At 71.5% G+C, this 26,491-nt stretch carries 17 protein-coding genes; 13 read left to right on the top strand and 4 right to left on the bottom strand.

Annotated features, from left to right (window positions below; genetic code table 11):
- Nucleotides 1–263: 263 nt before the first annotated feature.
- The gene (locus ACQPXD_RS03830) at nucleotides 264–3,593 is read right to left on the bottom strand and encodes a family 78 glycoside hydrolase catalytic domain (RefSeq protein WP_432834851.1); all 3,330 of its coding nucleotides are present in this window, start codon (nucleotides 3,591–3,593) and stop codon (nucleotides 264–266) included.
- A gap of 114 nt (nucleotides 3,594–3,707) precedes the next feature.
- Here ACQPXD_RS03830 and ACQPXD_RS03825 point away from each other — a divergent pair, with 114 nt between their 5' ends.
- The 10 genes from ACQPXD_RS03825 to ACQPXD_RS03780 all read left to right on the top strand — a co-directional run bounded on the left by ACQPXD_RS03825 (nucleotide 3,708) and on the right by ACQPXD_RS03780 (nucleotide 16,526).
- Entirely contained in the window at nucleotides 3,708–4,475 is a 768-nt protein-coding gene (locus ACQPXD_RS03825) for an IclR family transcriptional regulator (protein WP_432834849.1), read from the top strand.
- A 125-nt stretch (nucleotides 4,476–4,600) separates the two neighbouring features.
- Entirely contained in the window at nucleotides 4,601–6,079 is a 1,479-nt protein-coding gene (locus tag ACQPXD_RS03820) for a GMC family oxidoreductase (protein ID WP_432834847.1), read from the top strand.
- 12 nt (nucleotides 6,080–6,091) lie between these two features.
- Nucleotides 6,092–7,090: a quaternary amine ABC transporter ATP-binding protein gene (locus tag ACQPXD_RS03815; protein WP_432834845.1), complete on the top strand. Its 999-nt coding sequence runs from the start codon at nucleotides 6,092–6,094 to the stop codon at nucleotides 7,088–7,090.
- Nucleotides 7,087–8,952 carry an ABC transporter permease gene (locus tag ACQPXD_RS03810; RefSeq protein ID WP_432834843.1) on the top strand — a complete coding sequence of 622 codons (1,866 nt, stop codon included), beginning with the start codon at nucleotides 7,087–7,089 and terminating at the stop codon, nucleotides 8,950–8,952. Before ACQPXD_RS03815 ends, ACQPXD_RS03810 begins: the two co-directional genes overlap by 4 nt.
- A complete protein-coding gene (locus tag ACQPXD_RS03805; RefSeq protein WP_432834841.1) occupies nucleotides 8,949–9,896 on the top strand; it encodes an ABC transporter substrate-binding protein in 948 nt (315 codons plus the stop codon). The genes ACQPXD_RS03810 and ACQPXD_RS03805 overlap by 4 nt, the downstream gene beginning before the upstream one ends.
- Nucleotides 9,893–12,199, top strand: coding sequence for a GcvT family protein (locus ACQPXD_RS03800; protein WP_432834839.1), 2,307 nt, complete (start codon nucleotides 9,893–9,895; stop codon nucleotides 12,197–12,199). Before ACQPXD_RS03805 ends, ACQPXD_RS03800 begins: the two co-directional genes overlap by 4 nt.
- 12 nt (nucleotides 12,200–12,211) lie before the next feature.
- Complete coding sequence (gene solA / locus ACQPXD_RS03795) at nucleotides 12,212–13,348, top strand: N-methyl-L-tryptophan oxidase (RefSeq protein WP_432834837.1); 1,137 nt, start codon at nucleotides 12,212–12,214, stop codon at nucleotides 13,346–13,348.
- A gap of 16 nt (nucleotides 13,349–13,364) precedes the next feature.
- Nucleotides 13,365–14,474 carry an aromatic ring-hydroxylating oxygenase subunit alpha gene (locus ACQPXD_RS03790; RefSeq protein ID WP_432834835.1) on the top strand — a complete coding sequence of 370 codons (1,110 nt, stop codon included), beginning with the start codon at nucleotides 13,365–13,367 and terminating at the stop codon, nucleotides 14,472–14,474.
- Between the two features lie 42 nt (nucleotides 14,475–14,516).
- Nucleotides 14,517–15,947 carry a S28 family serine protease gene (locus tag ACQPXD_RS03785; RefSeq protein ID WP_432834833.1) on the top strand — a complete coding sequence of 477 codons (1,431 nt, stop codon included), beginning with the start codon at nucleotides 14,517–14,519 and terminating at the stop codon, nucleotides 15,945–15,947.
- Between the two features lie 117 nt (nucleotides 15,948–16,064).
- Entirely contained in the window at nucleotides 16,065–16,526 is a 462-nt protein-coding gene (locus ACQPXD_RS03780) for a hypothetical protein (protein WP_432834831.1), read from the top strand.
- 14 nt (nucleotides 16,527–16,540) lie between these two features.
- Here ACQPXD_RS03780 and ACQPXD_RS03775 read toward each other — a convergent pair whose 3' ends face one another.
- The 3 genes from ACQPXD_RS03775 to ACQPXD_RS03765 form a co-directional block, all read right to left on the bottom strand.
- Complete coding sequence (locus tag ACQPXD_RS03775) at nucleotides 16,541–17,641, bottom strand: Clp protease N-terminal domain-containing protein (protein ID WP_432834830.1); 1,101 nt, start codon at nucleotides 17,639–17,641, stop codon at nucleotides 16,541–16,543.
- A gap of 58 nt (nucleotides 17,642–17,699) precedes the next feature.
- Complete coding sequence (locus tag ACQPXD_RS03770) at nucleotides 17,700–19,817, bottom strand: S8 family serine peptidase (protein WP_432834828.1); 2,118 nt, start codon at nucleotides 19,815–19,817, stop codon at nucleotides 17,700–17,702.
- Nucleotides 19,818–19,995: 178 nt separating this feature from the next.
- Nucleotides 19,996–20,697: a glycosyltransferase family 2 protein gene (locus tag ACQPXD_RS03765; RefSeq protein ID WP_432834826.1), complete on the bottom strand. Its 702-nt coding sequence runs from the start codon at nucleotides 20,695–20,697 to the stop codon at nucleotides 19,996–19,998.
- Between the two features lie 190 nt (nucleotides 20,698–20,887).
- Between ACQPXD_RS03765 and ACQPXD_RS03760 the strand changes: the two genes are divergently transcribed.
- From ACQPXD_RS03760 to ACQPXD_RS03750, 3 genes are all read left to right on the top strand, one after another.
- On the top strand, nucleotides 20,888–22,696 hold the full coding sequence (locus ACQPXD_RS03760) for a hypothetical protein (RefSeq protein ID WP_432834824.1): 1,809 nt from the start codon (nucleotides 20,888–20,890) through the stop codon (nucleotides 22,694–22,696).
- Nucleotides 22,697–22,777: 81 nt separating this feature from the next.
- The gene (locus ACQPXD_RS03755; RefSeq protein WP_432834822.1) at nucleotides 22,778–24,040 is read left to right on the top strand and encodes an acyltransferase family protein; all 1,263 of its coding nucleotides are present in this window, start codon (nucleotides 22,778–22,780) and stop codon (nucleotides 24,038–24,040) included.
- A 396-nt stretch (nucleotides 24,041–24,436) separates the two neighbouring features.
- Nucleotides 24,437–26,464, top strand: a complete 2,028-nt coding sequence (locus tag ACQPXD_RS03750) for a glycoside hydrolase family 6 protein (RefSeq protein ID WP_432834820.1) — start codon at nucleotides 24,437–24,439, stop codon at nucleotides 26,462–26,464.
- Nucleotides 26,465–26,491: the final 27 nt, after the last annotated feature.

Raw genomic sequence — 26,491 nt, 5'->3', positions numbered from 1 at the left:
GTCCGATTCGCGCGGCCCGGTTGGCGGATGAAAGTCTCCGTGATCATGAACCCCGAGCCGACCGCACCACGGGTTTGCCATGATCCCGGAGCCTTTCGGTACACGGGGGTACATCAGCGCTCCGCGATCATGAAAAACCGTTGGTGCCAATGCCGGTTGCGCATGATCACGGAGACTTCCGGTCGCTGCGCCGTGCCCCGCGGAGCGCAGCGCCCGACGGGTGGGACGTGACAACCGATCGTGCCCGCTGATGCGCGGGCAGGTCACTGGACGTAGCAGGCCTTGACGGTGCCGGGGATCGGGTCGCCGAAGATCGTGTTGTCGCAGGGGGTGCCGTTGGTGAGCCGGGCGTAGGTGTACCGGCCGGACGCGCCGTATGCGACCTCGTGCGTGCCCGTGAACGCGCACGTCCTGGTCTCCGCGGCGCACGGGGTCCAGGTGGTGACGTCCGGGGGTGCGGAGGTGAGGTAGCAGGCCTTGCCGACGTTCGGCGCCGGGTCGCCGAACACCGCATTGGTGCACGCGGTGCCGCCGGTGATCGTGGCGTAGGCGTAGCGGCCCTGCGCGCCGAAGGCGACGGTGAGCGTGCCCGCGAAGGAGCACGTGCCGGTCTCGGTGGCACATTGGGCCCACGGCGGGGCGGACATGAAGTAGCAGGCCTTGCCGATGTTCGGGGCCGGGTCGCCGAAGACGCCGTTCGAACACGCCGTGCCGTTGGTGGGTGTGGCGTAGGCGTAGCGGCCCTGCGCGCCGAAGGCGACGGTGTTCGTACCCGTGAAGGAACAGGTTCCGGTCTCCGTGGCGCACCTGGGCCAGGTGCCGGGCAGTGCGGAGGCGGCGGCGGGTGTCACGGCTCCGGTGAAGTGCCAGGTGCCGGAGCCCACCGCATAGACCGTCTCCGTGCCGGTGGCGGCCTGCACGGTGGCGCCGGTCGGGGTCACGGTGGTGTCGCCGCGGCCGAAGTTCGGGACGTGGACGGTCGCCGTGGTGCCGACCGGGATCGTGACGTCGAGGGCGAGTTGCTGGCCGGTGACGGTCCAGGAGGTGGAGACCGCGCCGCGCACGGTGTCGATGGACGCGGCCACGTGCTGCAGGCCGGTGGGCACCTGCGGCGCGATGGTCACGGCGCCGTAGCCGGGTGCGGCCGGCTGGATGCCGGCGAGCTGGGTGTAGAGGGACGCGTTGATGCCGGCGAACATGGCGTGGTCGTGGGTCTCCATCGAGGAGGCGTACGTCCACTCCTCCCAGGCGGTCGTCGCGCCGCGGCTGATCTCGTACCCGAACCCCGGATACGTGGTCTGGTCCAGCACCGTCATCGCGACGTCGATGCGGCCGATGCGGGCCAGGGCGTCCATGAGATAGCGGGTACCGAAGATGCCGGTGTCCAGGTGACCGCCGTTGCGGTTGAGGATGGTGTCGACGAGCCGCGCCCCGACCGCCGGGACGTTCGCGTCGGGCACCAGGCCGAAGGCCAGCGGCAGCACGCTGGTCACCTGGCGGCCGTCGCCGTAGCTCGCGCCGTCGGGGTTGAGGAAGCGGGCGTTGAACGCCTGCTTGATGCTCTCGGCCAGCTGCGTGTAGCGGGTCGCGTCGGCGGTCTGGCCCAACGCGGTCGCCGCCCGGGCGACGTCGCGGGCCTGCTGGTAGGACAGCGCGGTGTTGACCACGGACACCTCGCTGCCGCAGTTGCCCGCGCTGGGGCTGCCCGCCCCGCCGTTGGCGTTGCCGCTGAGGTCCGGCGGGCACCAGTCGCCGAATCCGGTGGTCCAGATGTACCCGGGCACGTTGGCGGCGTTGGTGTCGACGAACCGCTTCATGGCCGGGTAGGTGGCCGCTAGGGTGGCCCGGTCGCCGTACTGCTCGTAGAGCGTCCAGGCGAGCCCGACCTGGTTGCCGCCCATGTCCGGCTGCTGGGCGTTGCCGGCGTCACTCGGCAGCGCCGTGCCGGGCGGCATGTCCAGCAGGTAGTTGGCGTAGAAGCCGTTCATGCCGAACTCGCGCACGGAGGCGTCGCGGTAGGCCTGCACGTCCATGCCGGGCGGGGTCCGTTCGTCGCGGACCGGGTTGTCGGTGGGGATGCTCATCGAGTTGTTCAGGATGGTCCGCCGGTTGTTCTGCCAGATCTGGTTCAGCAGCGCGTCCGATGAGGCGAACGTGCCGGTGGACGCCACGTCCGCGTGCACCACGCGCGCGTCGAGGCTGCTCGTGGCCGGTGTTCCCGGATATCCGGTGACCTCGACGTAGCGGAAGCCGTGGTAGGTGAACCGGGGCTCGTAGGTCTCGGTCGACCCGGTGCCGGCGAGGGTGTAGGTGTCGGTCGACGCGGCGTTGCGGTTCGTGGTCGTGTCGAGCATGCCGCCCGCGCCGATCTCCTCGGCGGTCCGCATCCGGACGGTGGTCCCGGCCGGACCCTGCACGCGCAGCCGCGCCCAGCCGGCGATGTTCTGCCCGAAGTCGTACACGTACACGCCCGGCTGCGGCTGGCTGAGCCGGACGGGCTGCAGCGTGCCCGCCACCCGGATCGGCGGCAGCGCGGCCGCGGTGAGCGTGGGCGACGGGGCGGCGACGACCCGCACCGGACGCCAGCTCGCGTCCGGGAAGCCGGGCCGGTCCCAGCCGGGCTGCTCCAGCCGGGCGTCGTAGCTCTCCCCGGCGTAGATGTCGTCGGCGACGATCGGGCCCGTCGACCACTTCCACGAGGCGTCGCTCACGACGGTCTGCCGGCTGCCGTCGGTGAACGCGACGGTCAGGAGCACGACCGCCTGGCGCGGGCCCGTCCAGCGGAAGCCGTACTGGCTGAACCGCGGGCCGTAGCCGTTGCCGAGCCACACGCCGACGGTGTTGGCGCCCGGTTGGACGGCGGTGGTCACGTCGTAGGTGGTGTAGAGGCTGCGTTGCGCGTAGGGCGTGTTCGCCGGCGCGAGCACCTGGTCACCGACCTTGCCGCCGTTGAGGCGCAACTCGGCGAAGCCGAGCCCGTCGACGTAGGCGCGGGCCGAGGCCACCGTCTTGGCGGGCAGGGTGAACGTGGAACGCAGCATCGGCGCGGCCGTCGGCGCGGTGTCGGTGCTGATCCACTGGGCGCCCTGCCAGTCCTGGGCGCTCAGCAGCCCGGTCTCCCAGCGGGCGGCCGCGCTCCAGGCCGACGGCGCGTCGTGGACGTCCCACACCTGCACGGCCCAGTAGTAGGGCTGCGCCGATCGCAGCGCCGGCCCGCCGTACGCCACCGAGACGGACTCGCCCGAGGTGACCTTGCCGCTGTCCCAGACGTCCGCGTTGCCCGGGGTCAGCCGGTCGGCGCTGCTCGCCACGAGCACCCGGTAGGCCGTCTGGCGCTCGTTGCCGACGGACGAGGTCAGCCTCCAGCCGAGGGCCGGACGGGGATCGTCGATGCCGAGCGGATCGGTGGCGTTGTCCACCCGCAGGGCGCCCGCGGCGACCTCGCCGGTCGCGGCGGGAGCGGCCGCCGAGGAGACGGGCGCGATGGCCGCCGCCGAGGAGACGGGCGGGACGGCGGCGGCCGCGGCGACGAGACCCACGATGACGGCGAAGCGCGCGAGACGGCGGCGGGCGGGGCGGATGTGAACGAACATGGCGGTGTCCTTCACGAGTCCTTTGAACGTTTCAAGTCCCAGACATTTAACGATAGCGATATATGGCAGAGGGGATCAAGCCGTCGGCACCGGGGGACGAATTACAGTTGCGCCATGAGCAACAGTGAGACGGCGCTGGTGCAGTCCGTCGATCGGGCGGTTACCGTGCTCGAGATCTTGGCGCGGCGCGGGGAGGCCGGCGTCACCGAGATCGCGGCCGAGCTCGGGGTGCACAAGTCGACCGCGTTTCGGCTGGTCGGGGCGCTGGAGCAGCGGGGGCTCGTGGAGCAGCCGCGGGGCCGGGGGAAATACCGGCTCGGGCTCGGCATCGTGCGGCTGGCGGGGGCCGTGACCGCGCAGTTCGACCTGGCCCGGGAGAGCCGGGGCGTGTGCGAGCGGCTGGCCGAGGAGCTCGGCGAGACGGTCAACGTCGCCATCGTCGACCACGGGTATGCCATCAACATCAGCCAGGTCCGCGGGCGGGCGGCCGTGGCCAGTCACAACTGGGTCGGGCAGCGCACGCCGCTGCACGCCACGTCGAGCGGCAAGATCCTGCTCAATGCCCTGCCGGCCGACGAACGCGACAATATCCTGAAAAATCCGTTAGAGCGCTTCACGCCGCACACGATCATCGACCCAATCGCCCTCAGGTCAGAATTGTCGGAAATTTCGGAACGCGGCTGGGCCAGCACCGCCGAGGAGCTCGAAATCGGGCTGAACGCCGTGGCGGCGCCGATCCGCGGCTGGTCGGGCAGCCTGCGGGCCGCCGTCAGCGTGTCCGGGCCGACGTACCGGCTGCCCAAGGAGAGCTTCGCCGACGTGGCCACGACGGTCCGCAAGGCAGCGGCTGACATCGATGCCATAGTCGGACATCTCGCCTAGGTTTCACGGCGGTAAATACCTCCCGCCGCCCATTGACCGGCCCGCGGCGCCGCTCGATTCTGTTGCGACACAGAGTTGAAGTTGTGTCATCTGCAACACCCATGGGTCACACCGGGGGGCTGCCAATGGAGGCGCACGGCTCGTACGACGTGGTGATCGTGGGCGGCGGCACCGCCGGGGCGGTGGTCGCGGCCCGGCTGGTGGAGCGCGGCGCTCGGGTCTGCCTGATCGAGGGCGGGCCGAGCGACGTCGGCGACGAGCGGGTGCTGCAGCTGCGCAACTGGCTCAACCTGCTCGAGTCCGACCTGGACTACGACTACCCGATCGTGCCCCAGCCGCGCGGCAACGGCCGGATCCGGCACGCGCGGGCGAAGGTGCTGGGCGGCTGCTCGTCGCACAACACGATGATCAGCTTCCTGCCGCCGCCGGGCGACTTCGCCGACTGGGTCGCCGCCGGGGCGGACGGGTGGACCTTCGAGGCGATGCTCCCGCTCTTCCACCGGCTGCGCACGAACATCGTGCCGGTCGCCCCGCGGCACCGGAACGCGCTGACCGAGGACTTCGTGGCCGCCTGCGCGCAGGCGCTGGGCGTGCCGGTCATCGAGGACTTCAACGCCGAGCCGTTCACCGACGGCGCCGGATTCGTCCCGGTCGGCTACTACCCGCAGACCGGGGTGCGGTCGTCCTCCTCGGTGGCGTACCTCCACCCGATCCTGGCGGACCCGAACCTCACGCTGCTGACCGGCACCTGGGCGTACCACATCGAAATCAGCGGCGACCGCGTCACCGGCATCGCGACGAGCGCCGGCGCGATCCGCGGCGAGCAGTATGTCCTCTGCGCCGGGGCGATCGACACGCCCAGGCTCATGCTGCTGTCGGGCATCGGCCCCGCCAAGCACGCGAAGATCCGGATACCGGGTGTCGGGGAGAACCTCCTCGACCACCCCGAGTCGATCATCCTGTGGGAGTCGGCCAGGCCGCTGCCGCAGGAGTCCGCGATGGACGCCGACGCGGCGCTGTTCGTGCGGCGAGACCGGGCGCAGGACCGGCCGGACCTGATGTTCCACATCTACCAGCTGCCGTTCACCTACAACACCGAGCCGCTCGGCTACGACGTGCCCGAGCATGGCTTCGGCATGACCCCGAACGTGCCCCGGCCGCGCAGCCGCGGGCGGCTCACCCTGGCCGACGACCGGCCGGAGACCAAGCCGCTGCTCGATTTCCGGTACTTCACCGACGAGGGCGGCCACGACGAGCGCACGATCGTCGACGGCCTGCGCATCGCCCGCGAGGTGGCCGCGTCGGCCCCGCTGCGGGACTGGATCGCCCGCGAGATCGCGCCGGGCCCGGGGCTCACGACCGACGAGGAGCTTTCGGTGTACGGCCGGGCCGCCCACCACACCGTCTACCACCCGGCCGGCACCTGCCGCATGGGCGCGCCCGACGACCCGCTCGCGGTGGTCGATCCGGGGCTGCGCGTGCGCGGCCTGACCAATGTGCGGATCGCCGACGCGTCGGTGTTCCCGACGATGACCTCGGTCAACCCGATGGTCGCCGTCCTGCTGATCGCCGAGCGCTGCGCCGACCTCATGACGACCCAGTAGAGCGAGGACGAGATGCCGGCCCTGTCGGTACGCCACCTCTGGAAGATCTTCGGCCCGAAGGCACACAAGATTCTCGGCACGCCGGCCGCGGAGCTGCCGATGCGCGAGCTCTACGAGCGCACCGGCTGCCTGGCCGCCGTCCGCGACGTGACGTTCGACGTCACCGACGGCGAGGTGTTCGTGGTCATGGGGCTGTCCGGCAGCGGCAAGTCGACGCTGGTGCGCTGCCTGACCCGGCTGGTCGAGCCGACCGCGGGCGAGGTGTACCTGGGCGGCGAGGCGGTGCACGAGATGTCCGCCGGGCGGCTGCGCCGGCTGCGGCGGCACGAGGTCGCCATGGTGTTCCAGCACTTCGGGCTGCTGCCGCACCGGCGGGTGGTGGACAACATCGCCTACGGCCTGGAGATCCAGGGCGTGCCGAAGGCCGTCCGGCACCGCCGGGCCGGCGAGCTGCTCGAGCTCGTCGGGCTCAGCGGCTTCGGCGACCGCCACCCGGGCCAGCTCTCCGGCGGCATGCAGCAGCGGGTCGGGCTGGCCCGGGCGCTGGCCGTCGACCCGGGGCTGCTGCTGTTCGACGAGCCGTTCAGCGCGCTGGACCCGCTGATCCGCCGGGACATGCAGGCCGAGGTCATGCGCCTGCACCGGGAGCTGGGCAAGACGATGGTGTTCATCACCCACGACCTGGGCGAGGCGCTCAAGCTCGGCGACCGGATCGCGGTCATGCGCGAGGGCGCGGTGGTCCAGGTGGGCCGGCCGGACGAGGTGGTCGGCGACCCCGCCGACGACTACGTGCGCGACTTCGTCCGGGACGTGCCGAAGGCCGACGTGCTGACGCTGCGCTGGGTGACCGCGCCCGGGGAGTTCGAGGGCGAGCCGCTGAGCGCGGGCACGGTCATCCGCGACGCGGTGCGCGCGGTGCTGGGCAGCGACAAACCGGTCGGCGTGGCCGACGGCGACACCGCGCTCGGCGTGGTCGACCGGGACCGCCTGCTGGAGGTGCTCGGCCGATGACGACGCTGGCCGCGGCCGTCCCCCGCTCCCCCGGTCGGCTGATCGCGCTCATCGGCGGGGCGCTCGTGCTGGCCGCCGGCCTGGCGTTCGTCGACCCGCACGGCACCGGGGTCTTCACCGCGCTGAACGACGCCCGCGGCTGGGTCGACGACCACCGCGACACCAGCCCGCTGTTCACCTACGGCGCGAACTACGTCCGCTACGTCGTGGCCCTGGTCGTCGGCGCCGTGCAGGCCGCCGTCGCCGCGCTCGGCTGGCTGGGCGTGACCGGCGTGCTGAGCACGGCCGGGCTCGCCTTCGCCGGCTGGCGCACCGCGCTCGGCGTCGCGGTGGCATTCGCCGCGCTCGGGGTGCTGGGACTGTGGCCCGAGAGCGCCGACACGCTCGCGCTCACCGTCGCCGCCGTCCTGCTGGTGCTGCTGATCGGGGTGCCGCTGGGCGTGCTGGCCGGCTCGGTGCGCTGGGTCCGCGCGGCGCTCAACCCGCTGCTGGACGTCATGCAGATCATGCCGACGTTCGCGTACCTGGCGCCGATGACCCTGCTGTTCCTCATCGGCGCGCCGTCGGCGACGATCGCCACCCTCGTCTACGCGATCCCGCCGGCGATCCGCATCACCGCGCTGGGCATCCGCGAGGTGCCGGTGGAGACCGTCGAGGCGGCCCGCTCGCTGGGCTCCACCCGCTGGCAGACGCTGCGCAAGGTCCGGCTGCCGATGGCCCGCTCCGCCCTGCGGCTGGCGGCGAACCAGACGCTGATGATGGCGCTGTCGATGGTGGTGGTCACCGCGCTCATCGACGCACCCGGGCTGGGCGAGACCATCGTCCGGGCGCTGGAGCGGGTGAACGTCGGCGCCGCCTTCGACGCCGGCCTCGCCATCGTGATCCTGGCCATCGCCTTGGACCGCCTGACCACCAACGCCACGAGACGCCCAGGAATCGGACTTATCGCGGTAAGTCTAGTTATCTCGGCTGTAGCGGCCTTTCTGCCATGGGGCAAAGACTTCCCGGAAGGCGTCCACTACGCGTTCGCCCGGCCGGTAAACCAGCTGGTGCACTGGATGGAGCTCAATCTCTACCAGTTCACCGACCCGCTCAAGAACGCCGTCACCACCGCCGTGCTCAACCCGCTGCAGGACGGGCTCACGGCGGCGCCGTGGTGGCTGATCGTGGCGCTCGTGGTGCTGGCCGGGGCGGCGGTCAGCGGGGTGCGGGCGGCCGCCGTCGCCGGGGCCGCGCTGCTGGGCGTCGCCGCCCTCGGCCTGTGGGAGCACGCCATGGAGACCCTCGGCACGGTGCTCGTCGCGACCGCCCTGTCGGTGCTGGCCGGGATCGTGCTGGGCGTGCTCGCCGCCCGGCACGCGCGCTTCGCCGCCGTGCTGCGCCCGCTGCTGGACGCGGCCCAGACCATGCCGTCGTTCGTCTACCTGCTGCCGGCCGTCGCCCTGTTCGGCGCGAGCCGGTTCACCGCCATCGCCGCCGCCGTCATCTACGCCACCCCGCCGGTGGTCCGCCTGGTCCAGGACGGCGTGCGCGCCGTGCCGGCCGACGTCGTCGAGGCGGCCGTCTCGGCCGGCTCCACGTCCCGGCAGCTGCTGTGGAAGGTGCAGCTGCCGGTGGCCCGCGAGGGCCTGCTGCTCGCCGCCAACCAGGGCATCGTCATGGTCTTGGCGATGGTCGTGGTGGGCGGCCTGGTCGGGGCCGGCGCGCTCGGCTACGACGTGGTCGCCGGGTTCTCCCAGCGGGAGGACTTCGGCAAGGGCTTCGCCGCCGGCATCGCCATCGTGCTGCTCGGCGTGGTGCTGGACCGCCTCACGCAGGGCGCTGGCCGGCGGAGGCACACCTGGAGGGAGTCTGCGTCATGAGAACCAGATCCATCGCCGCCTGTCTCGCCCTGACGCTGCTCACGACCGCGGCCTGCGGCGGAGTCAAGTCCGACGCCGGTACCGGCGGCGCGGCGAAGGCGGGCACGGTGAAGCTCGCCATCAACCCGTGGGTCGGCTACGAGGCCAACGCGGCCGTGCTCGCCTACCTGCTCAAGAACGAGCTGCACTACGACGTCGAGGAGAAGAACCTCAAGGAGGAGGTCTCCTGGCAGGGCTTCGAGACCGGCGAGGTCGACGTCATCGTGGAGAACTGGGGCCACGACGACCTGAAGCAGACCTACATCAAGGACAAGAAGGTCGCCGTCGAGGTCGGCCCGACCGGGAACAAGGGCGTCATCGGGTGGTACGTCCCGCAGTGGATGACCGAGCAGTACCCGGACATCACCGACAGCGCCAACCTCAACAAGTACGCCAACCTGTTCAAGACCTCCGAGTCCGGCGGCAAGGGCCAGTTGCTGGACGGCGACCCGTCCTACGTCACCAACGACGAGGCGCTGGTCGGCAACCTGAAGCTGGACTACAAGGTGGTCTACTCCGGCAGCGAGGCGGCGCTGATCAAGGCCGCCCAGCAGGCCACGGCGCAGAAGGCGCCGCTGCTGTTCTACTTCTACGAGCCGCAGTGGCTGTTCGCCAAGGAGAAGTACGTGCGGGTCAAGCTCCCGGCCTACACCGCCGGCTGCGACGCCGACCCCAAGCAGGTCGCCTGCGACTACCCGGACTACGTGCTGGACAAGATCGCCAGCAAGAAGTTCGCCGACACCGGCGGCAAGGCCTACCAGCTGATCAAGAACTTCACCTGGACCAACGACGACCAGAACACGGTCTCGGCCTACATCTCGGTCGACGGCATGGCCGCGGACAAGGCCGCCGAGAAGTGGGCCAAGGAGCACGAGGCGACCTGGAAGGCGTGGATCCCGGCATGAGCCCGCGCGTCGTGATCATCGGTGCGGGCATCGTCGGGTGCGCGCTGGCCGACGAGCTGACCGGGCGCGGCTGGACGGACGTGACCGTGTTCGACCGCGGCCCGCTGTTTCGCACCGGTGGCTCGACGTCGCACGCGCCCGGGCTGGTGTTCCAGGTGAACCCGTCGAAGACCATGGCCGGCTTCGCGCGGTACACCGTCGAAAAATATCTGCGCCTCGGCTGCTTCGACCAGGTCGGGAGCATCGAGGTGGCGACGAGCCCCGAGCGGCTGGCCGAGCTGCACCGGCGGCACGGCTTCGCCACCGCGTGGGGCATCGGGGCGTCGATCCTGACCCCGCGGGAGTGCCGGGAGCGGTTCCCGCTGCTGGACCCGGACGTCGTGCTGGGCGGCCTGCACGTGCCCACCGACGGCCTGGCCCGGGCCGTGGACGCCGCCCAGGCCCAGGCGCAGGCGGCGATCGCCCGCGGCGCGGTGTTCCACGGCCACCAGGAGGTGACCGCGATCGAGGACGGCCGGGTCCACGTCAACGGGCGGGAGGTCCCGGCCGACGTCGTCGTCTGCTGCGCCGGCTACTGGGGGCCCCGGCTGGCGCCGGTCCCCCTGCTGCCGCTGGCGCACCAGTACGCGGTCACCGGCGAGCTGGCCGGGCTGCCGGCGGGGATGCCCATCCTGCGCCATCAGGATCGGGATCTGTACTTCCGGCAGACCGCCGGCGGCATCGGCATCGGCTCGTACTCGCACGACCCGATGCCGACCGCGGTCGAGCCGCCGTTCGAGCCCGGCCAGTTCGCCGCGTCGCTCGCCGACGCCCGCGCGCTGCTGCCCGGCCTGCCGGACGTCGAGCACGGCCTCAACGGCATCTTCTCGTTCACCCCAGACGGCTTCCCGCTGCTCGGCCCGGCCGCCGGCCGGCCCGGGCTGTGGCTGGCCGAGGCGGTCTGGGTCACCCACTCCGCCGGCGTCGCCCGCGCGGTCGCGCAGTGGCTGGTCGACGGACACTCCACAGTGGACCTGCACGAGTGCGACGCGCAGCGCTTCGAGGAGGCGCAGCTCTCGCCGTCCTATGTGGACGCCCGCGGGCAGCGCGCGTTCGTCGAGGTGTACGACATCATCCACCCGCTCGATCCGGTCCGCGACCCGCGGCCGCTGCGGGTGAGCCCGTTCTACGCCCGGCAGCTGCAGCTGGGCGCCCGGTTCACCGAGGGCGCCGGGTGGGAGCGGCCGCTGTGGTTCGAGGCCAACGCGGGCCTGCCGATGCCGGACCTGCCGCCCCGGGACGCCTGGGCGGCCCGGCACTGGTCGCCGATCGCGGCCGCCGAGGCCCTGGCCACCCGGGAGCGGGCCGGGCTGTTCGACATGACGCCGCTCAAGCGGCTGTCGGTGACCGGCCCGGGCGCGGCCGCGTTCCTGCAGCGCATGTGCTCCAACCACGTCGACCGGCCGGTGGGCAGCGTGGTCTACGCGCTGCTGCTCGACGCGGGCGGCGGGGTGCGCAGCGACGTCACGGTGGCCCGGCTCGGCCCCGAGGAGTTCCAGGTCGGCGTCAACGGCAACCTCGACCTGGCCTGGCTGCGCGCCCACGCGCCGGCCGGCGTCCACGTCGCCGACATCACCGGCGGCACCTGCTGCGTCGGGGTGTGGGGGCCGGCCGCCCGCGACCTGCTGCGGCCGCTGACCGGGCTCGACCTGTCGCACGAGGCGTTCGGCTACTTCAAGGCCCGCCGCACCTACCTGGACACCGTGCCGGTCACCATGCTGCGCGTCTCCTACGTCGGCGAGCTCGGCTGGGAGGTCTACACGAGCGCCGAGCTGGGCCTGCGGCTGTGGGACACGCTGTGGGCGGCGGGCCGGCCGCACGGCGCGGTGGCCGCCGGGCGCAGCGCCTTCAACAGCCTGCGCCTGGAGAAGGGCTACCGGGCCTGGGGCGTGGACATGACCGCCGAGGACGACCCCTACTCGGCCGGGCTGGGCTTCGCGGTCAACGCCGACCACGGCGACTTCTTCGGCCGGCCCGCGCTGCGCCGGGGCACCGAGCGCCGCCTCGCCTGCCTCACCGTCGACGACGGCCGGACCGTGCCCATGGGCCGCGAGCCGGTGCTGTCGGCCGGGACGGCGGTCGGCTACGTGACGAGCGCCGCCTATGGGTACACCGTCGGGACCCCGATCGCGTATGCGTGGCTGCCGGCGGCTCTTGCCACGCCGGGCGAACGGGTGGACATTGCCTATTTCGATCAACGGGTTGCCGCGACGGTACGGGCGGATCCGCTGTTCGACCCGAAAGGCACCAGAATCCGACGGTAAGCGAGGTTCGCAGTGGAGTCCTACGACGTGATCGTGGCCGGGCTGGGCGGCATGGGCAGCTCGGCCGCCTACCACCTGGCCGCCCGCGGGCAGCGGGTGCTCGGCCTGGAGCGGTTCGGCCCCGCCCACGACCTGGGGGCGAGCCACGGCGGCTCGCGGATCACCCGGCAGTCCTACTTCGAGGACCCGGCCTACGTGCCACTGCTGCTGCGCGCCTACGAGCTGTGGGACAAGCTCGCCCACGACTCCGGCCAGGACCTGATCACGCTCACCGGCGGGCTGATGATGGGCACCCCGGACTCGCGGACCGTCGACGGCAGCCGGCGCAGCGCCGAGCGGTGGGGGCTGCCGCACGAGATGCTCGACGCGGCCGAGATCCGCCGGCGCTTCCCGCTGTTCACGCCCCGCGACGACGAGGTGGCGCTCTACGAGGCCAAGGCCGGGCTGGTGCGCCCGGAGAAAACGGTCGGGGCGAACCTGGGCCTGGCCACCCGGCTCGGCGCCGAGCTGCGCTTCCACGAGCCGGTCGCCGAGTGGTCGGCCGGCGGCGACGGGGTCACGGTCCGCACCGAGGCCGGGACGTACCGCGCGGACGCGCTCGTGATCTGCCCGGGCGCCTGGGCCCCGCAGCTGCTCGCCGATCTGGGCGTGCCGCTGGTCGTGGAGCGGCAGGTGCAGTTCTGGTTCGCCCCGACCGGCGGCATCGAGCCGTTCCGGCCGGACCGGCAGCCGATCTTCATCTGGGAGGGGCCGCCCGGCACGCAGGTGTACGGCTTCCCCGCGCTGGACGGGGCGGACGACGGGGTCAAGTTCGCGTTCTTCCGCCGCGGCGAGCCGACCACCGCCGACACGATCGACCGGAGCATCCGGGCGGAGGAGGTCGAGGTCATCGCCGCGCACCTGGCCACCCGGGTGCCGGCCGGGGCGGGGCGCTTCCTGCGCGGCAAGACGTGCCTGTACACCAACACGCCCGACGAGCACTTCGTCATCGCCCGGCACCCGGCGCACGAGCGGGTCACCGTCGCGTGCGGGTTCTCCGGGCACGGCTTCAAGTTCGTCCCCGTCGTCGGGGAGATCCTCGCCGACCTCGTGCTGACCGGCGCGACCGGCCATCCCATCGCGCTGTTCGACCCGGCGCGGGCCTGGTAGAAAAGGTGGTACCCCGATGACGTCGAGCCTGCTACCCACGCTGCCCGGGGAGGCGTACACCTCGGCGGAGCGGTTCGCCGTCGAGCAGGAGCGCATCTTCGAGCGGCTGTGGTTCTGCGCGGTCCACGCCTCCGAGATCGCCGAGCCCGGGCAGTTCCGCACCGTGCCGATCGGCCGGGAGAGCGTGCTGATCACCCGGGATCTCGACGGGGCGGTCCACGCCCTCCTCAACGTGTGCCGGCACCGCGGGGCGCTGCTGTGCACGGAGCCGGCCGGGCGGACCCGGCGCAACCTGCGCTGCCCGTACCACGCGTGGACGTACGCGCTGGACGGCTCGCTGGTGGCGGCGCCGAACCTCAAGGACCTGCCCGACGTGGACCGGGCCGGCTACGGGCTGCACCGGGTGCACGTGCGGGAGTGGCTCGGCTACGTCTGGGTGTGCCTGGCGGCCGAGCCGCCGTCGTTCACCGAGACCGTGATCGGCGCGGCCACCGAGCGCCTCGGCGATCCGGCGGCGATCGAGCGGTACCACATCGAAGGCCTCCACATCGGCCGGCGGATCTCCTATGACGTCAAGGCCAACTGGAAGCTCATCGTCGAGAACTTCATGGAGTGCTACCACTGCGCCACGATCCACCCGGAGCTGGTCCGGGTGCTGCCCGAGTTCGCGCTGGGCTACGCGGCGCAGTACTACGTCGGCCACGGCGCCGAGTTCGGCCCGGACGTGCAGGGCTTCACCGTCGACGGCTCCGCCGGGGTCGAGCGCCTGCCCGGCCTGGCCGACGCCCAGGACCGCCGCTACTTCGCGATCACCATCCGCCCGCAGGTGTTCATCAACCTGGTGCCGGACCACGTCATCCTGCACCGGATGTTCCCGATCGCGGCCGACCGCACGCTGGTCGAGTGCGACTGGCTCTACCTGCCCTCGGTGCTGGCCGGCGACCCGGACATCGACCGCTCGGTGGAGCTGTTCGACCGGGTCAACCGCCAGGACTTCGACGCGTGCGAGCGCTGCCAGCCGGCGATGGCCTCGCGCGCCTACGCCGCGGGCGGCGTGCTGGTGCCCAGCGAGCACCACATCCGCGGCTTCCACGACTGGGTGCGGCGCATGCAGGACCTCCGGTAGGTTCCATCGAGACAGATACAGGTCTCAATGGGGAGGTACCGCATGATCCGACTCCGACGGGCGCTGCTCGCGGTGGCGCTGACGGCCGGCATAGCCACCGCTGGCGCCGTGGGGGTGGCCGGGCCCGCCGCGGCGGCCACCGCGACCGGCACCGACATCCTGGCCCGGTTGGAGGCGGTGCCCGGGCTGACCGTGCTCTCCGAGCAGCCGGTCGCCGCGCCGTACCGGTTCTTCATCCTCAGCATCACTCAGCCGGTCGACCACACCAACCCGCGCAAGGGCACCTTCCAGCAGCGGTTCACGCTGCTGCACCGCGGCACCGACCGGCCGATGGTGCTGCACACCACCGGCTACAACGTGCCGGAGTACGCCTTCCGGTCCGAGCCGACCCGGCTCGTCGACGGCAACCAGATCTCGGTCGAGCAGCGCTTCTTCACCCCGTCGCGGCCCGCGGCCCCGAACTGGGACCAGCAGCTCACCATCTGGCAGGCGGCGACCGACCACCACCGGATCGTGCAGGCCCTCAAACCGATCTACTCGCAGAAGTGGATCTCCACCGGGGCGAGCAAGGGCGGCATGACCTCGATCTACCACCGCCGCTTCTACCCCGACGACGTGGCCGGCACGGTCGCCTACGTGGCGCCGCAGGACGTGGTCAACGACGAGGACTCGGCCTACGACCGCTTCTTCACCAAGGTTGGGGGGCCGCAGTGCCGGGCGGCCCTGGACGGCATCCAGGTCGAGGCGCTGCACCGGCGGAAGGAGTTCGTCGCGCGCTACCAGGCGTGGGCGAGCGAGAACGGCCGGACCTTCACCATCGTGGGCAATGCCGACCGGGCCTTCGAGTTCATGGTCAACGGCACGACGTGGGCATTCTGGCAGTACAGCGACGAGAGCGACTGCGCGGACGTGCCGCCGGCCTCGGCGTCCAGCGACGAGATCTGGGCGTGGATCGACCTGATCTACGGCCTGGACTCCAACACCGACCAGGGCCTGGAGCCATACTTCCCGTACTACTTCCAGGCCTCCTACCAGCTGGGCTACCCCGACATCAAGCTGCCCAACATCGCCCGGCTGCAGCACTACCGCGGCCAGGACCGGGCGCAATCCTACATCCCGCGCGAGCTGGTGCCGCACTTCCAGCCGCTGGCCATGCTGGACGTCGACGCCTGGGTGAAGTTCGCCGGCCGGCAACTGCTGTTCGTCTACGGCCAGAACGACCCGTGGGGCGCGGAGCCGTTCCGCCTCGGGCCGGGCACCCGCGACTCGCTGTGGTATGTCGCCGCCGGCGCCAACCACGGCGCGAACATCGGCCTGCTCAAACCCGCCGAGACCGCGACCGCCACGGCGGCCGTGCAGCGCTGGGCCGGCGTGCCCACCCCCGCGGCGGCGCTCACCGCCTCGGCGGCGCCGTCCTACATCCCGTCGCTCGACGACCACAACCTGGCCCTCGACCGCCGCTTCAACCGCTAGTCCCGGCGCGGCCGGGGCCCGATCACCCGGGCCCCGGCCGCCCGGGCGGGCGTGGGGGCACCCGATGCGCGGCGGGTGTCTTTGCGGCGTTGCGCGGCTCGGCTATCGTCCCGGGGCATGTCGAGGTCGCTGCGGGTGCCGCCCGCGCTGGCGCGGATGTCGCCGCGGGTCCGGATCGGGGTGGGGGCCGCCGCCCTGGTCGTCGTGCTCGTCGCCGGCTGGCTGGTCTGGCGGGCGGTCGGGGGCGGGCTCGTCACGATGGAGCGCAGCGGCGGGGTGGCGGGCGGCACGGTGCGGGTCGAGGTCGGCGACGACGGCGGCCTGCGCATCGAGACCCGCAAGCACGGCACGGTGCGGGCCACGCTGGCCGCCGACGAGCTGGCGGCGCTGCGCGCGGAGCTGCGCTCGGCCGACTTCGATCACCTGCCGGCCCACCGGATGCAGCCGGGTGCCGACCTGCAGACGTATGTCGTGCACTACGGCGGCCACAAGGTCACCACGAACGACGTGGCCGATCTGCCCGGCCTGGCCCCGCTGGTCAAGCGCCTGGAGGGCTGGATCCACCGCTACGACGCGTAGCGCCGGCCGGCCGGTTACGGCGCCAGCTGCCGGCCCAGCCGGACGGCGAGGGCGGCCGGGTCGACGCCGTAGGCGCGCAGCATCCGGGCGCCGGTGCCGGCCCCGTCGGCGGCCACCGCGTAGAGCACGTGCGAGGTGCCGGGGAACCGGTGGCCGAGGTCCACCGCGAGCCGCTTCGCCTCGGTGAAGGCCTGCACCAGGTCGGCGCCCCACGGCGGGTCGGCCCGGTCCTGGCGCCAGGAGCGCTCGCCCGGCGGCGGATCGCCCGGCACGGCCGCCAGGTCCTCCGCGAAGTCCTTGATCACGGGGTAGGAGATGCCGAGCTCGGCCAGCACCCCGGCGGCGGCGTTGACCGGCGCGGCGGCGGCGTTGAGCCGGCTCCCGGTCTGCGCCAGAGCGAAGTCGACCGCGCACACGGCCATCACCAGGTGCGCCTGCCCGACCAGCGCGCAGCCGCCGCGCACCGCCTGCCGGGTCGCCTCGGCCCGCAGCACGGGCACCATGGGCCCGTCGTCCCGGCCGCGCTCGGCCCGCACCAGGGACCTCGCGGCCAGCGCGGCGAGCCCGCCCGCCTCGCCGCCATCGACCACCTTGAAGGTCCGCAGCATGGCGAGGGAGACCGCCGCGTCGGGCGTGCCGTCGGCCAGGAACTCCGCGTCGGGCCGCAGGTGAAAGCGGCGCACGAACTCCATCCACTCCCCGGGTGAGGCGCACTCGGCCAGCAGGGCCCGCAGGAACAGCTTGAACCCCAGATACCGGATCTCGGGCCCGGCCTCGGCCGCGGCCAGCGCCCGGCCGACCGCCACCCGCACCCGCTGGTCCCACATCGGCCCGGGGACGTAGCCGTCCTGGTGCAGCCACCGCCGCGCGGTCCAGGACGCCTGCCGGACCGTGGCCTCGACCTCGTCCTCGACCTCGTCCGGCACCCCTTCGCCGGAGGCCCCGAACCCGGGCGCCGCCTCCCAGCGGACGCGCTCGGCGCCGAGCCGCTCGAGCAGCACGCCGGCCACGCACTCGGCGCTGATCAGCCCATCCTGCCGCCGCCACGCCCGGCTGGCCGCCTCGGCCAGCCCGACCACGACCTCCAGCGACGCCAGCACACACCGCGACCCCACGCAGCCCACCGTACGCGTCCCCTGCCGGTCACCCGACCGGCAGGGGACGGCGCCGGAGCTACGGGTTCAGCTCGTCGGTGGTGGCGTAGACGAACTCTTCCCAGTCGCCGCCGATGACCGTGCGGTTGGCGATCAGCGGGGAGGCACCGGCGTTGTCAGCGGTGACATACCGGTTGTTGGCGTTGGCGAGGAAGCTCAGGGTCAGGTCGGGGTTGTTGACGAGCTTGAACTTCTCCCAGGGGCCGACCGAGGTGCGGTTGGCGATCAGCGGCGATGCGCCACCGTTGTCGGCGGTGACGAACTTGCCGTTGGCGTGCGCGACGATGGCCGCGTAGCCGCCGCCCGCGTCGACGATGTCGAACTGCTCCCAGGCGCCGATATCGTCCCGGTTGGCGATGAGCGGGGAGTTGCCGCCGTTGTCGGCGGTGACGATTTCCCCGTTGGCCAGCGAGATCAGGAAGATGGCGGCCGCCTGGCCGGTCAGGTCGAACTCTTCCCACGGGCCGATGGTCGCGCGGTTGGCGATCAGCGCCGAGCTGCCGCCGTTGTCGGCCGTCACATACTTGCCGTTGATCGCCGCCTGCAGGCTGACGCTGCCGTCGGCGTTGCGGATGAGCGTGAACTTCTCCCAGGCGCCGATCGTGGTGCGGCTGGCGATCAGCGGGGAGGCACCGGCGTTGTCAGCGGTGACATACAGGTTGTTGGAGCTGGAGCGAAGCGCCACGTGGCTGCCGTCGCCGGCGTCCACGACGGTGAGGTTCTCCCAGCCGCCGACGTTGTACCGGTTGGCGATCAACGGGCGGGCGCCGCCCCCATCGGCGGTGACGATGAGGTTGTTGGCGTGCGAGCGCAGCCCGAAGGTGTTCGGGGGCGTGGGCTCGCCGGCGCGCAGCAGCTTGCTGGTCGATCCGGCGCCGGCGTTGTGCACGGTGCCGGTGATGCCGACCCTGACGATCGCGTCCTGGACCTGTGCCGGTGTCCAGGTGGGGTGAGCGTGCAGCAGCAGCACCGCGTCCCCGGCGGCGAGCGGCGCGGCCATCGAGGTACCGCTGGCGTACGCGTATCCCCCCTGGTACGAGCCCTGGACATCCACGCCCGGCGCGAAGATGTCGAGGCAGGTGCCGTAGTTGGAGAAGCTGGCCCGGAAGTCGGTGTGATCGGTGGCACCCACGGTGATCGCCTGGGGCACCCGGGCCGGCGACACGGTACAGGCGTCGACGCCCTCGTTGCCCGCGGCGACGACGTAGGTGATGCCGCTGGCGATGGACGCCTTGACCGCATCGTCGATCGCCGTGCTGACCGAACCGCCGAGGCTCATGTTGGCCACGGCCGGCTTCACCGCGGTCGCGGTGACATGCTCGATGCCCTCGATGACCTCGGCGTCGGTGCCGGTGCCGTTGCAGTCGAGGACCTTCACCGACTCGAGCGGCGCCTGCTTCGCCACGCCGTAGGTGGTGCCGGCGATCTCGGCGGCGACGAAGGTGCCGTGGCCGTTGTCGTCATGGCCGTCGGTGTTGGGCGCGCACGACGGGTCCGCCGGGAATGTCGCGGACCAGCCGTGCTTCAGGCCGGGGTTGCCCTGAAGATCGGCCGCGCCGGCGTTGATACCGGTGTCGAGCACGTAGACGTTGACGTTCGTCGTGTTGACCGGGTAGCTGTACCGGTGGTTGAGCGGCAGGAACGGCTGGTCGAGCCGGTCCAGAGCCCACAGGTTGAGCCCGTTGGCCGAGGTGGTGACGGTGTTCTGCGTTTCGGCCGCGGTGACGTAGCGGTTCTGCTCGACGTAGGCGACGCCGGGATCGGCGGCCAGTTGCTTCGCGTCGGCCTCGGTCAGGGTGGCCGTGAAACCGCGCAGCGCCTTCGAGTAGACCTTGCCGACCTTGCCGCGGTGCGCCCTCGTGAGGCGGTCGGCGCTGTCGGTGACGTCGGTCGGCGTCGCCTTGGTGTCCTTCAGGACGACGATGTAGCTGTTCGCCACCGCACCCGCGGCGGCGGCCCGGAACTTGCCGGGCGCGGCGTCGAAGGCGAGGGGCCGGTGGAGGAGCGAGTCGGCCGATCGGCCGGAGGAGCCGCCCGGCCCGGCGAGCGCCGGAGTGGCGAAGGCGGCGATCAGAGCGGTTGCGGCGACGCCGATAGCGGCGAGGCGCACGGTGGTGGTGCGCCCGAACGGGCGCATTGCAGTCACTGTTTACTTCTCCCCGTTGAGTGAGACCCAGGTCCGAAGCGGACGAGGGATGGGTCACAACACAGTTATGATCCTCAACGGTTTTCCCCCGAAACTCAATCGATCCGTCAGATTTTGTGACCCGGGTCGCCGAGCCACGTAAGTCCTATGTGGACCGTTCGCTCCAGAGTCACCGGGCGGACACGGGGGGCTTCCGGATGCGCTCGCGGGTCAGGATCCACAGCGCCTCGACGCCGTCCTTCCACGTGATCTTCTTGCCTTCCTCGCGGGACCGGGCCCGGTAGCTGATCGGCACCTCGAACGGGCGCACCCGCCGGCGCAGCAGCTTGCCGGTGACCTCCGCCTCCATGCCGAACCCGCGCGAACGGACGTCCAGCGAGCGGTACAGCTCCAGGGGCATGAGCTTGAAGCAGGTCTCCAGGTCACCGAGGTAGCAGTTGTAGAGCATGTTGGCCGCGGTGGTGACGGCCTTGTTGCCCATCACATACCAGAACGAGAAGGAGCTGTGCGAACCGAACGTGCGGTTGCCGTAGACCACCTCGGCGCGCCCGTCGAGCACCGGGTCCAGCAGCCGGGGGATGTCGTTGGGGTCGTACTCGAGGTCCGCGTCCAGGATCACCATGTAGTCGCCGGTCGCCGAGGCGACGGCGGTCTTGATCGCCGCGCCCTTGCCCTGGTTTCGCGGATGCGTCACCGGGCGCAGCCGGGCGTCGTCCGCCCCGGCCAGGATCTCCGGCGTGCGGTCCTTGCTGCCGTCGTCGACAACCACGAGCTCGATCTCGCACGGGTAGTCGACGGCCAGCGCCTGCTTCAGGGCATCAGGGAGCCGCGCCTCCTCGTTGTACACCGGCATGAGGATGGAGAGCTTCACGGGGAACTCCAGCGGTTGGTGACAAAGTCCGGCTCACACTACGCTGTTCCAACGCCGGGGTCACCCGCGCCCGGCATCCAATTCCATCGAATCGGCCCCCGGGCCGCTTCCGTCAGGTAGGATGACGTCCCTTTCGGCCGGTCGCCCGGGCTCGGTATATATTCCGCCGGTAGTCATCGGAGGGGCAGAGTTGCAGACCGACACCGTCGCGGATCCCGCTCGGGAGGCGCCGTCCGCCGCTCCGGGAGCACGGCGGGGCAGATTCGCCGGCGCCACCTCCATCTGGACGGCCGCCGGGCTGGTCGTGCTGGGCTGCCTGATCCGCATCGGCCTCATCGGCCAGGGCTGGCCGGCCACCAACAGCGACGAGGGCTTCCTGGGCGTGATGGCCCGGCACATCGCCTACCGCCACGAGCGCCCGATCTTCTACCCGGGCCAGAACTACATGGGCCCCCACGAGGCCGTGGTGGGTGCGGTCCTGTTCCGGCTGTTCGGCGAGTCGCTGTTCATGCTGCGCTTCGGCCTGGTCCTGATGTTCGCGGCCTTCCTGGTCAGCAGCTACCTGCTGGCCCGGCTCGTCTACGGCGCGCGGTGGGCGCTGGTCTGCCTGACCATCCTGGCGCTCGGCTCACCGTATGTGATGGCCCGCGAGCTGACCGCCATCGGCGGGTACGGCGAGACCCTCCTGTTCGGTGCGCTGCTGTTCCTGCTGACGAGCTGGCTGGTGCTCACCCACCGGCCGTACCGGCTGCTGCGCGAGTGCCGGTGGCGGCTGGCCGTGTATGCGGCCTGGGGCGCCGTCGCCGGCACCAGCCTGTGGGCCGACCTGCTCGCCGCTCCCTTCGTGCTGATGTCGGGCGTCGTGCTCGCCGCGGTCTGCTGGCGCGAGTTCGTGCGGGTGCTGGCGCCGCTGGTCGCGGCCGCGGGCCTGGTGCTCGGCATGTACCCGGCGATCCACTACAACCTGCACGCCGCGCCCGGCGCCGACACGCTCACCGCGCTGCAGGTCGTCCGCGGCGAGCCGCCGGCGACCCTGGACGCGAAGCTGCACGCGCTGTGGAACGCCGTGCGCACCAGCGTGCCGATGATGACCGGCGAGCCGTTCTGCGGCGTCAACGAGTTTCCCGCGCTGGGGCCGACGACGTCCAACGCCCGGTCCTGCGTCCTGGTCCGCGACGCCTGGGGCACCGGTTACATGCTGCTGCTCGGGGTCGCGATCCTGCTGGCGGCCTGGGGGCTGTGGCGGGCCTGGCGCAACCGGCGGCCCGCCGGCGCCGACCGGCCCGCGCCCGAGGCGGAGCCGACCCGCCGGCTGCGGCGCCAGGCCATCCACGCGGCGCTGCTGGCGAGCGCGGCGATCACCTTCTACCTCTACGCGTTCAGCGACGCGGCGGTGGAGTGGCCCGGCATCCACGCCCGGTACCTCATCGGCTTCGTGATCGCGGCCCCCGCCGTCTTCTGGCCCCTCTGGCAGGGCGTCACCGCGGCCGGGCGGCGACCGGACGCGCTGCGCCGGACGGTGCGCGTCGCCTGCGCCGCGGTGCTGGCCGCCTACTGCGCCTTCCTCGCGGTCGGCACCGTTGCCGCATTCCGGGAGGTACCACAGGTCAAGGCGGGCAACCAGCGCGACGCGGCGCTCATCGACACCCTGGGTCGCCTCGGGGTGGCGCACATTTACAGCGACTACTGGGTCTGCGGCAAGATCAGCTTCCTCAGCCGCGAGCGGGTCACGTGCGGGACGGTGAACGCCGGCCTGGAGGGCGGATGGAACCGCTACTCGGAGTACTGGGTGCAGGCGTGGGCGGACCCGCGGGCCGCATACGTCTTCGACACCCTGCCGTGCCGCTCGCTGGTGACGTACGACTGCAAGGACGGTTCGCTCGTCGTGCGGCGCGACGGGCGCCCCACGGTGCCGGTGGTCGAGGAGAAGCTGCGCAAGGCGAACCGGACATTCCAGACGGTCACCATCGACGGCTACGTGATCTACCTGCCCAATTGATCGGCCCCGGCGGATCACCCGAACGACCGGCGGCGGCCGGGTCAGGGTCGACAGACCGGCGCCCACGGGTTAGGGTTCCCGGTGCTCAACCTCCAACCGTCCGCCCGTGTCTCCCCCAAGCGCGAAGGCCGACTGGCGGCACTTGACGGCCTGCGGCTCGTCGCGGCCCTGCTCGTGGTGTCCTACCACTACGTGGGAACCGAGCGCTCGCACCTGTGGGAAAGCCCGAATCACCAGGTGTTCTCCCACCTCTACGGTCTGGCCACTTACGGCAACCTCGGCGTGCAGCTGTTCTTCCTCGTCAGCGGGTTCGTCATCTGCATGAGCTCGTGGGGCCGGAAGCTGAGCGATTTCCTGATCTCGCGCATCGTGCGACTTTTCCCGATGTACTGGGTCGCGATCGTCGTGTCGTTCATGGTGGTGCGCCTCAACCGCGACACGGCCGACCAGGTGCAGGTCATCTTCCACGTCGACACGCTGTCGGACCTGCTGACCAACTTCACGATGGCGCAGGACGCGCTCGGCGCCCCCAACGTCGACCAGGTCTACTGGACGCTCTGGGTCGAGCTGCGCTTCTACCTGCTGTTCGCCGCCGTGGTTGCGCTGGGCGTGACGTACCGCCGGGTCCTCGCCTTCTGCGGGCTGTGGATGGCCGCCGCGATCCTGACCGGCGCGTTCCACTACCCGATCGTGGACCTCATCGTGCAGCCGGCATACGCGCCCTACTTCGTGACCGGCATCCTGCTCTACCTGGTGCACCGCTTCGGCTCGACGCCGCTGCTGTGGGGCCTCATCGGGCTGTGCCTGCTGGTCGCCCAGCACCAGTTGCTCATCGACGTGCGGGTGAACAGTATCTACAACGGCCACTCGCTGCACTGGCTCTACGCGGTGGCGCTCGTCGGCGGCTTCTTCGCCCTCGTGGCGGCCGTCGCGCTCGGCTGGCTGAGCTGGGCGAGGTGGCGCTGGCTGACCGTGGCCGGGGCACTGACCTACCCGCTGTACCTGATGCACCAGGACATCGGCATCATCTTCATCTACTCCATGAAGGGCATCATCGCCCCCTGGCCGCTGCTGGCCATCACCGTCCTCGGCATGCTGGTGATCGCCTACCTGGGCCACCGCCTGGTCGAGCGCCCCTTCGCGCCGATGTTCAAGCGGGCCCTGCGCCGGGGCTTCGACGCGATCGACCGGGCCGACGGCCCCCGCCGGCGGGAGGTGGTCACGCCGAAGCCCGAGCCGCTCGTGGCCTCGGCCGACCGGCAGTCCGTCGAGCCGCTGCCGGCGGACCCCGATCCCGGCCCGGACCCGCGGGAGGAGTCCCGCCTCGTCGCGAACAGCGGCTAAAGGACCGCGGCGGGCAGGCCGGTGTGTCGGCCACCTCGATCGTCAGCCGGTCACCGCGCCCCTCGACCCGCATGGTGACCGTCCCGCCGGGCGGGGTGTGCCGGATCGCGTCGGCGACCAGGTGCGCTGCGGGACTGGGTGACCTGGTTCCGCTCGCACGGCATCGACGCCTGGGAGCAGGACGGCTTCATCACCTCAAGAGCCTGCCCGCGGACGACCAGTTCAAGGACGTCCAGGAAGGCATTCGCTTCTGTCGGTTGAACGTAAGTTTCAGGCTCGTTACCCGTCACTTACGAGGTAGGCGGCTTGCGCCTGGTCGGTCTCCTTGACGCGCCGAAGGGCCGGTACGGACGGTGATTTCGCCCAAACCCCGGTTCGTCAATGTAAGGAGAGTCGATGAGGCGCAAGCTCGCCCTCATATCGGCCGCCGCAGTCGTGGCGACCACCGGTGCCGTCGCCGTCGCCACCCAGGCGTTCGCGGCGTCCGGATGTTCCGCGAAGTACACGGTCGTGAACCAGTGGCCCGGCGGCTTCCAGGGCCAGGTCGACGTCACGAACCTCGGCGACGCGCTCACCAGCTGGACCGTCGGCTGGGACTTCGGCAACACGTCGCAGACGATCACCCAGATCTGGAACGCCGACAAGACCCAGTCGGGTGTGCACGTCAACGCCACCAACCTGAGCTGGAACGGCAACGTCGCCACCAACGGGGCGATCTCGTTCGGGTTCACCGGCAACTGGAGCGGCAGCAACCCCAACGGCACCAATTTCACGCTCAACGGGGTCGCCTGCACCGGCTCGACCGGCGGCAGCCCGTCGCCGTCGCGGACCTCGGCGTCGCCGTCGCCCTCGACGTCGACCAACCCGACCGCCCCGACGGTCGCGCTGACCAGCCCGACGAGCGGCTCGACGTTCACCGCCCCGGCCACGGTGGGCCTGGCCGCGTCCGCGACCGCTCCCGGCAGCACGGTCAGCAAGGTCGAGTTCTACAACGGCGCGACGCTGCTGGGCACGGACACCTCCTCGCCGTACACGTTCAGCTGGGCCAACGTCGCGGCCGGCAGCTACTCGCTGACGGCCAAGGTGTACAACGCCGCCAACGTGACGGCCACGAGCGCGCCGGTGTCGATCAGCGTGACGACCACCGGCGGCGGCGGGAGCCACGTCGACAACCCGTACGTCGGCGCGAAGGTCTACGTGAACCCGGACTGGTCGGCGAAGGCCGCCGCCGAGGCGGGCGGCAGCCGCGTCTCCAACCAGCCGACCGGTGTCTGGCTCGACTCGATCGCCGCCATCACCGCCCCGGCCGGCTCGGGCTACGCCACGAGCCTGCGGGCCCACCTCGACAACGCGCTGGCGCAGGGCGCGACCCTCGCCCAGTTCGTGATCTACGACCTGCCCGGCCGCGACTGCGCGGCGCTGGCCTCCAACGGTGAGCTCGGCCCGACCGAGATCGACCGCTACAAGACCGAGTACATCGACCCGATCGCCGCGATCGAGGCCGACTCGAGGTACTCGTCGATCCGGATCGTCAACATCATCGAGATCGACTCCCTGCCGAACCTGGTCACCAACGCGGACGGCCAGGCCGGCGCGACCTCGGCCTGCGCGACGATGAAGCAGAACGGCAACTATGTGACGGGCATCCAGTACGCCCTGAGCAAGCTGCACGCGGCCGGGACCAACAACTACGAGTACATCGACGCCGCCCACCACGGCTGGATCGGTTGGGACACCAACTTCGGCCCGTCCGCCCAGCTGTTCGCCAGCACCGCCAAGGGCGCCGTCGGCGGCGTCGCCACGGTCGACGGCTTCATCACCGACACGGCGAACTACTCGGCGCTGTCCGAGCCGTGGATCCAGCCGAGCGTCACCATCAACGGCCAGACCATCCGGCAGTCGAAGTGGGTGGACTGGAACCAGTACACCGACGAGCTGACCTTCGCCCAGGCGTTCCGCCAGCAGCTCGTCTCGGCCGGCTTCAACGCCAACATCGGCATGCTGATCGACACGTCCCGCAACGGCTGGGGCGGCTCGGCCCGGCCCACCGCGGCGAGCACCTCGACGGACATCAACACCTACGTCGACCAGTCCCGCATCGACCGCCGTATCCACGCCGGCAACTGGTGCAACCAGAGCGGCGCCGGCCTGGGCGAGCGTCCCCGCGCCACCCCGGCCACCGGCATCGACGCCTACGTGTGGATCAAGCCCCCGGGCGAGTCGGACGGCTCCAGCTCGCTGGTCCCGACCGGCCCGAACAACCCGGGCGGCAAGGGCTTCGACCGGATGTGCGACCCGACCTACACGGGCAACGGCCGCAACGGCAACAGCCTGACCGGCGCCCTGCCCAACGCCCCGATCTCCGGCGCCTGGTTCTCCGCCCAGTTCCAGCAGCTCATGCAGAACGCCTACCCGGCCCTGTAACCACCACCCACCGCACCGGGAGGGCCC

This window comes from Dactylosporangium sp. CA-092794, from assembly GCF_050948465.1.
Classification (GTDB): domain Bacteria; phylum Actinomycetota; class Actinomycetes; order Mycobacteriales; family Micromonosporaceae; genus Dactylosporangium.
Note: the sequence above shows the minus strand (reverse complement) of the source record. Positions and strands in the feature narration are given on the sequence as shown.

Coding starts and splice junctions, on each gene's coding strand:
- ACQPXD_RS03815 (WP_432834845.1), top strand. CDS start 6,092: ATGCCGGCCCTGTCGGTACGCCACCTCTGGAAGATCTTCGGCCCGAAG.
- ACQPXD_RS03810 (WP_432834843.1), top strand. CDS start 7,087: ATGACGACGCTGGCCGCGGCCGTCCCCCGCTCCCCCGGTCGGCTGATC.
- ACQPXD_RS03785 (WP_432834833.1), top strand. CDS start 14,517: ATGATCCGACTCCGACGGGCGCTGCTCGCGGTGGCGCTGACGGCCGGC.
- ACQPXD_RS03780 (WP_432834831.1), top strand. CDS start 16,065: ATGTCGAGGTCGCTGCGGGTGCCGCCCGCGCTGGCGCGGATGTCGCCG.
- ACQPXD_RS03770 (WP_432834828.1), bottom strand. CDS start 19,817: ATGCGCCCGTTCGGGCGCACCACCACCGTGCGCCTCGCCGCTATCGGC.
- ACQPXD_RS03790 (WP_432834835.1), top strand. CDS start 13,365: ATGACGTCGAGCCTGCTACCCACGCTGCCCGGGGAGGCGTACACCTCG.
- ACQPXD_RS03820 (WP_432834847.1), top strand. CDS start 4,601: ATGGAGGCGCACGGCTCGTACGACGTGGTGATCGTGGGCGGCGGCACC.
- ACQPXD_RS03825 (WP_432834849.1), top strand. CDS start 3,708: ATGAGCAACAGTGAGACGGCGCTGGTGCAGTCCGTCGATCGGGCGGTT.
- ACQPXD_RS03800 (WP_432834839.1), top strand. CDS start 9,893: ATGAGCCCGCGCGTCGTGATCATCGGTGCGGGCATCGTCGGGTGCGCG.
- ACQPXD_RS03750 (WP_432834820.1), top strand. CDS start 24,437: ATGAGGCGCAAGCTCGCCCTCATATCGGCCGCCGCAGTCGTGGCGACC.
- ACQPXD_RS03830 (WP_432834851.1), bottom strand. CDS start 3,593: ATGTTCGTTCACATCCGCCCCGCCCGCCGCCGTCTCGCGCGCTTCGCC.
- ACQPXD_RS03805 (WP_432834841.1), top strand. CDS start 8,949: ATGAGAACCAGATCCATCGCCGCCTGTCTCGCCCTGACGCTGCTCACG.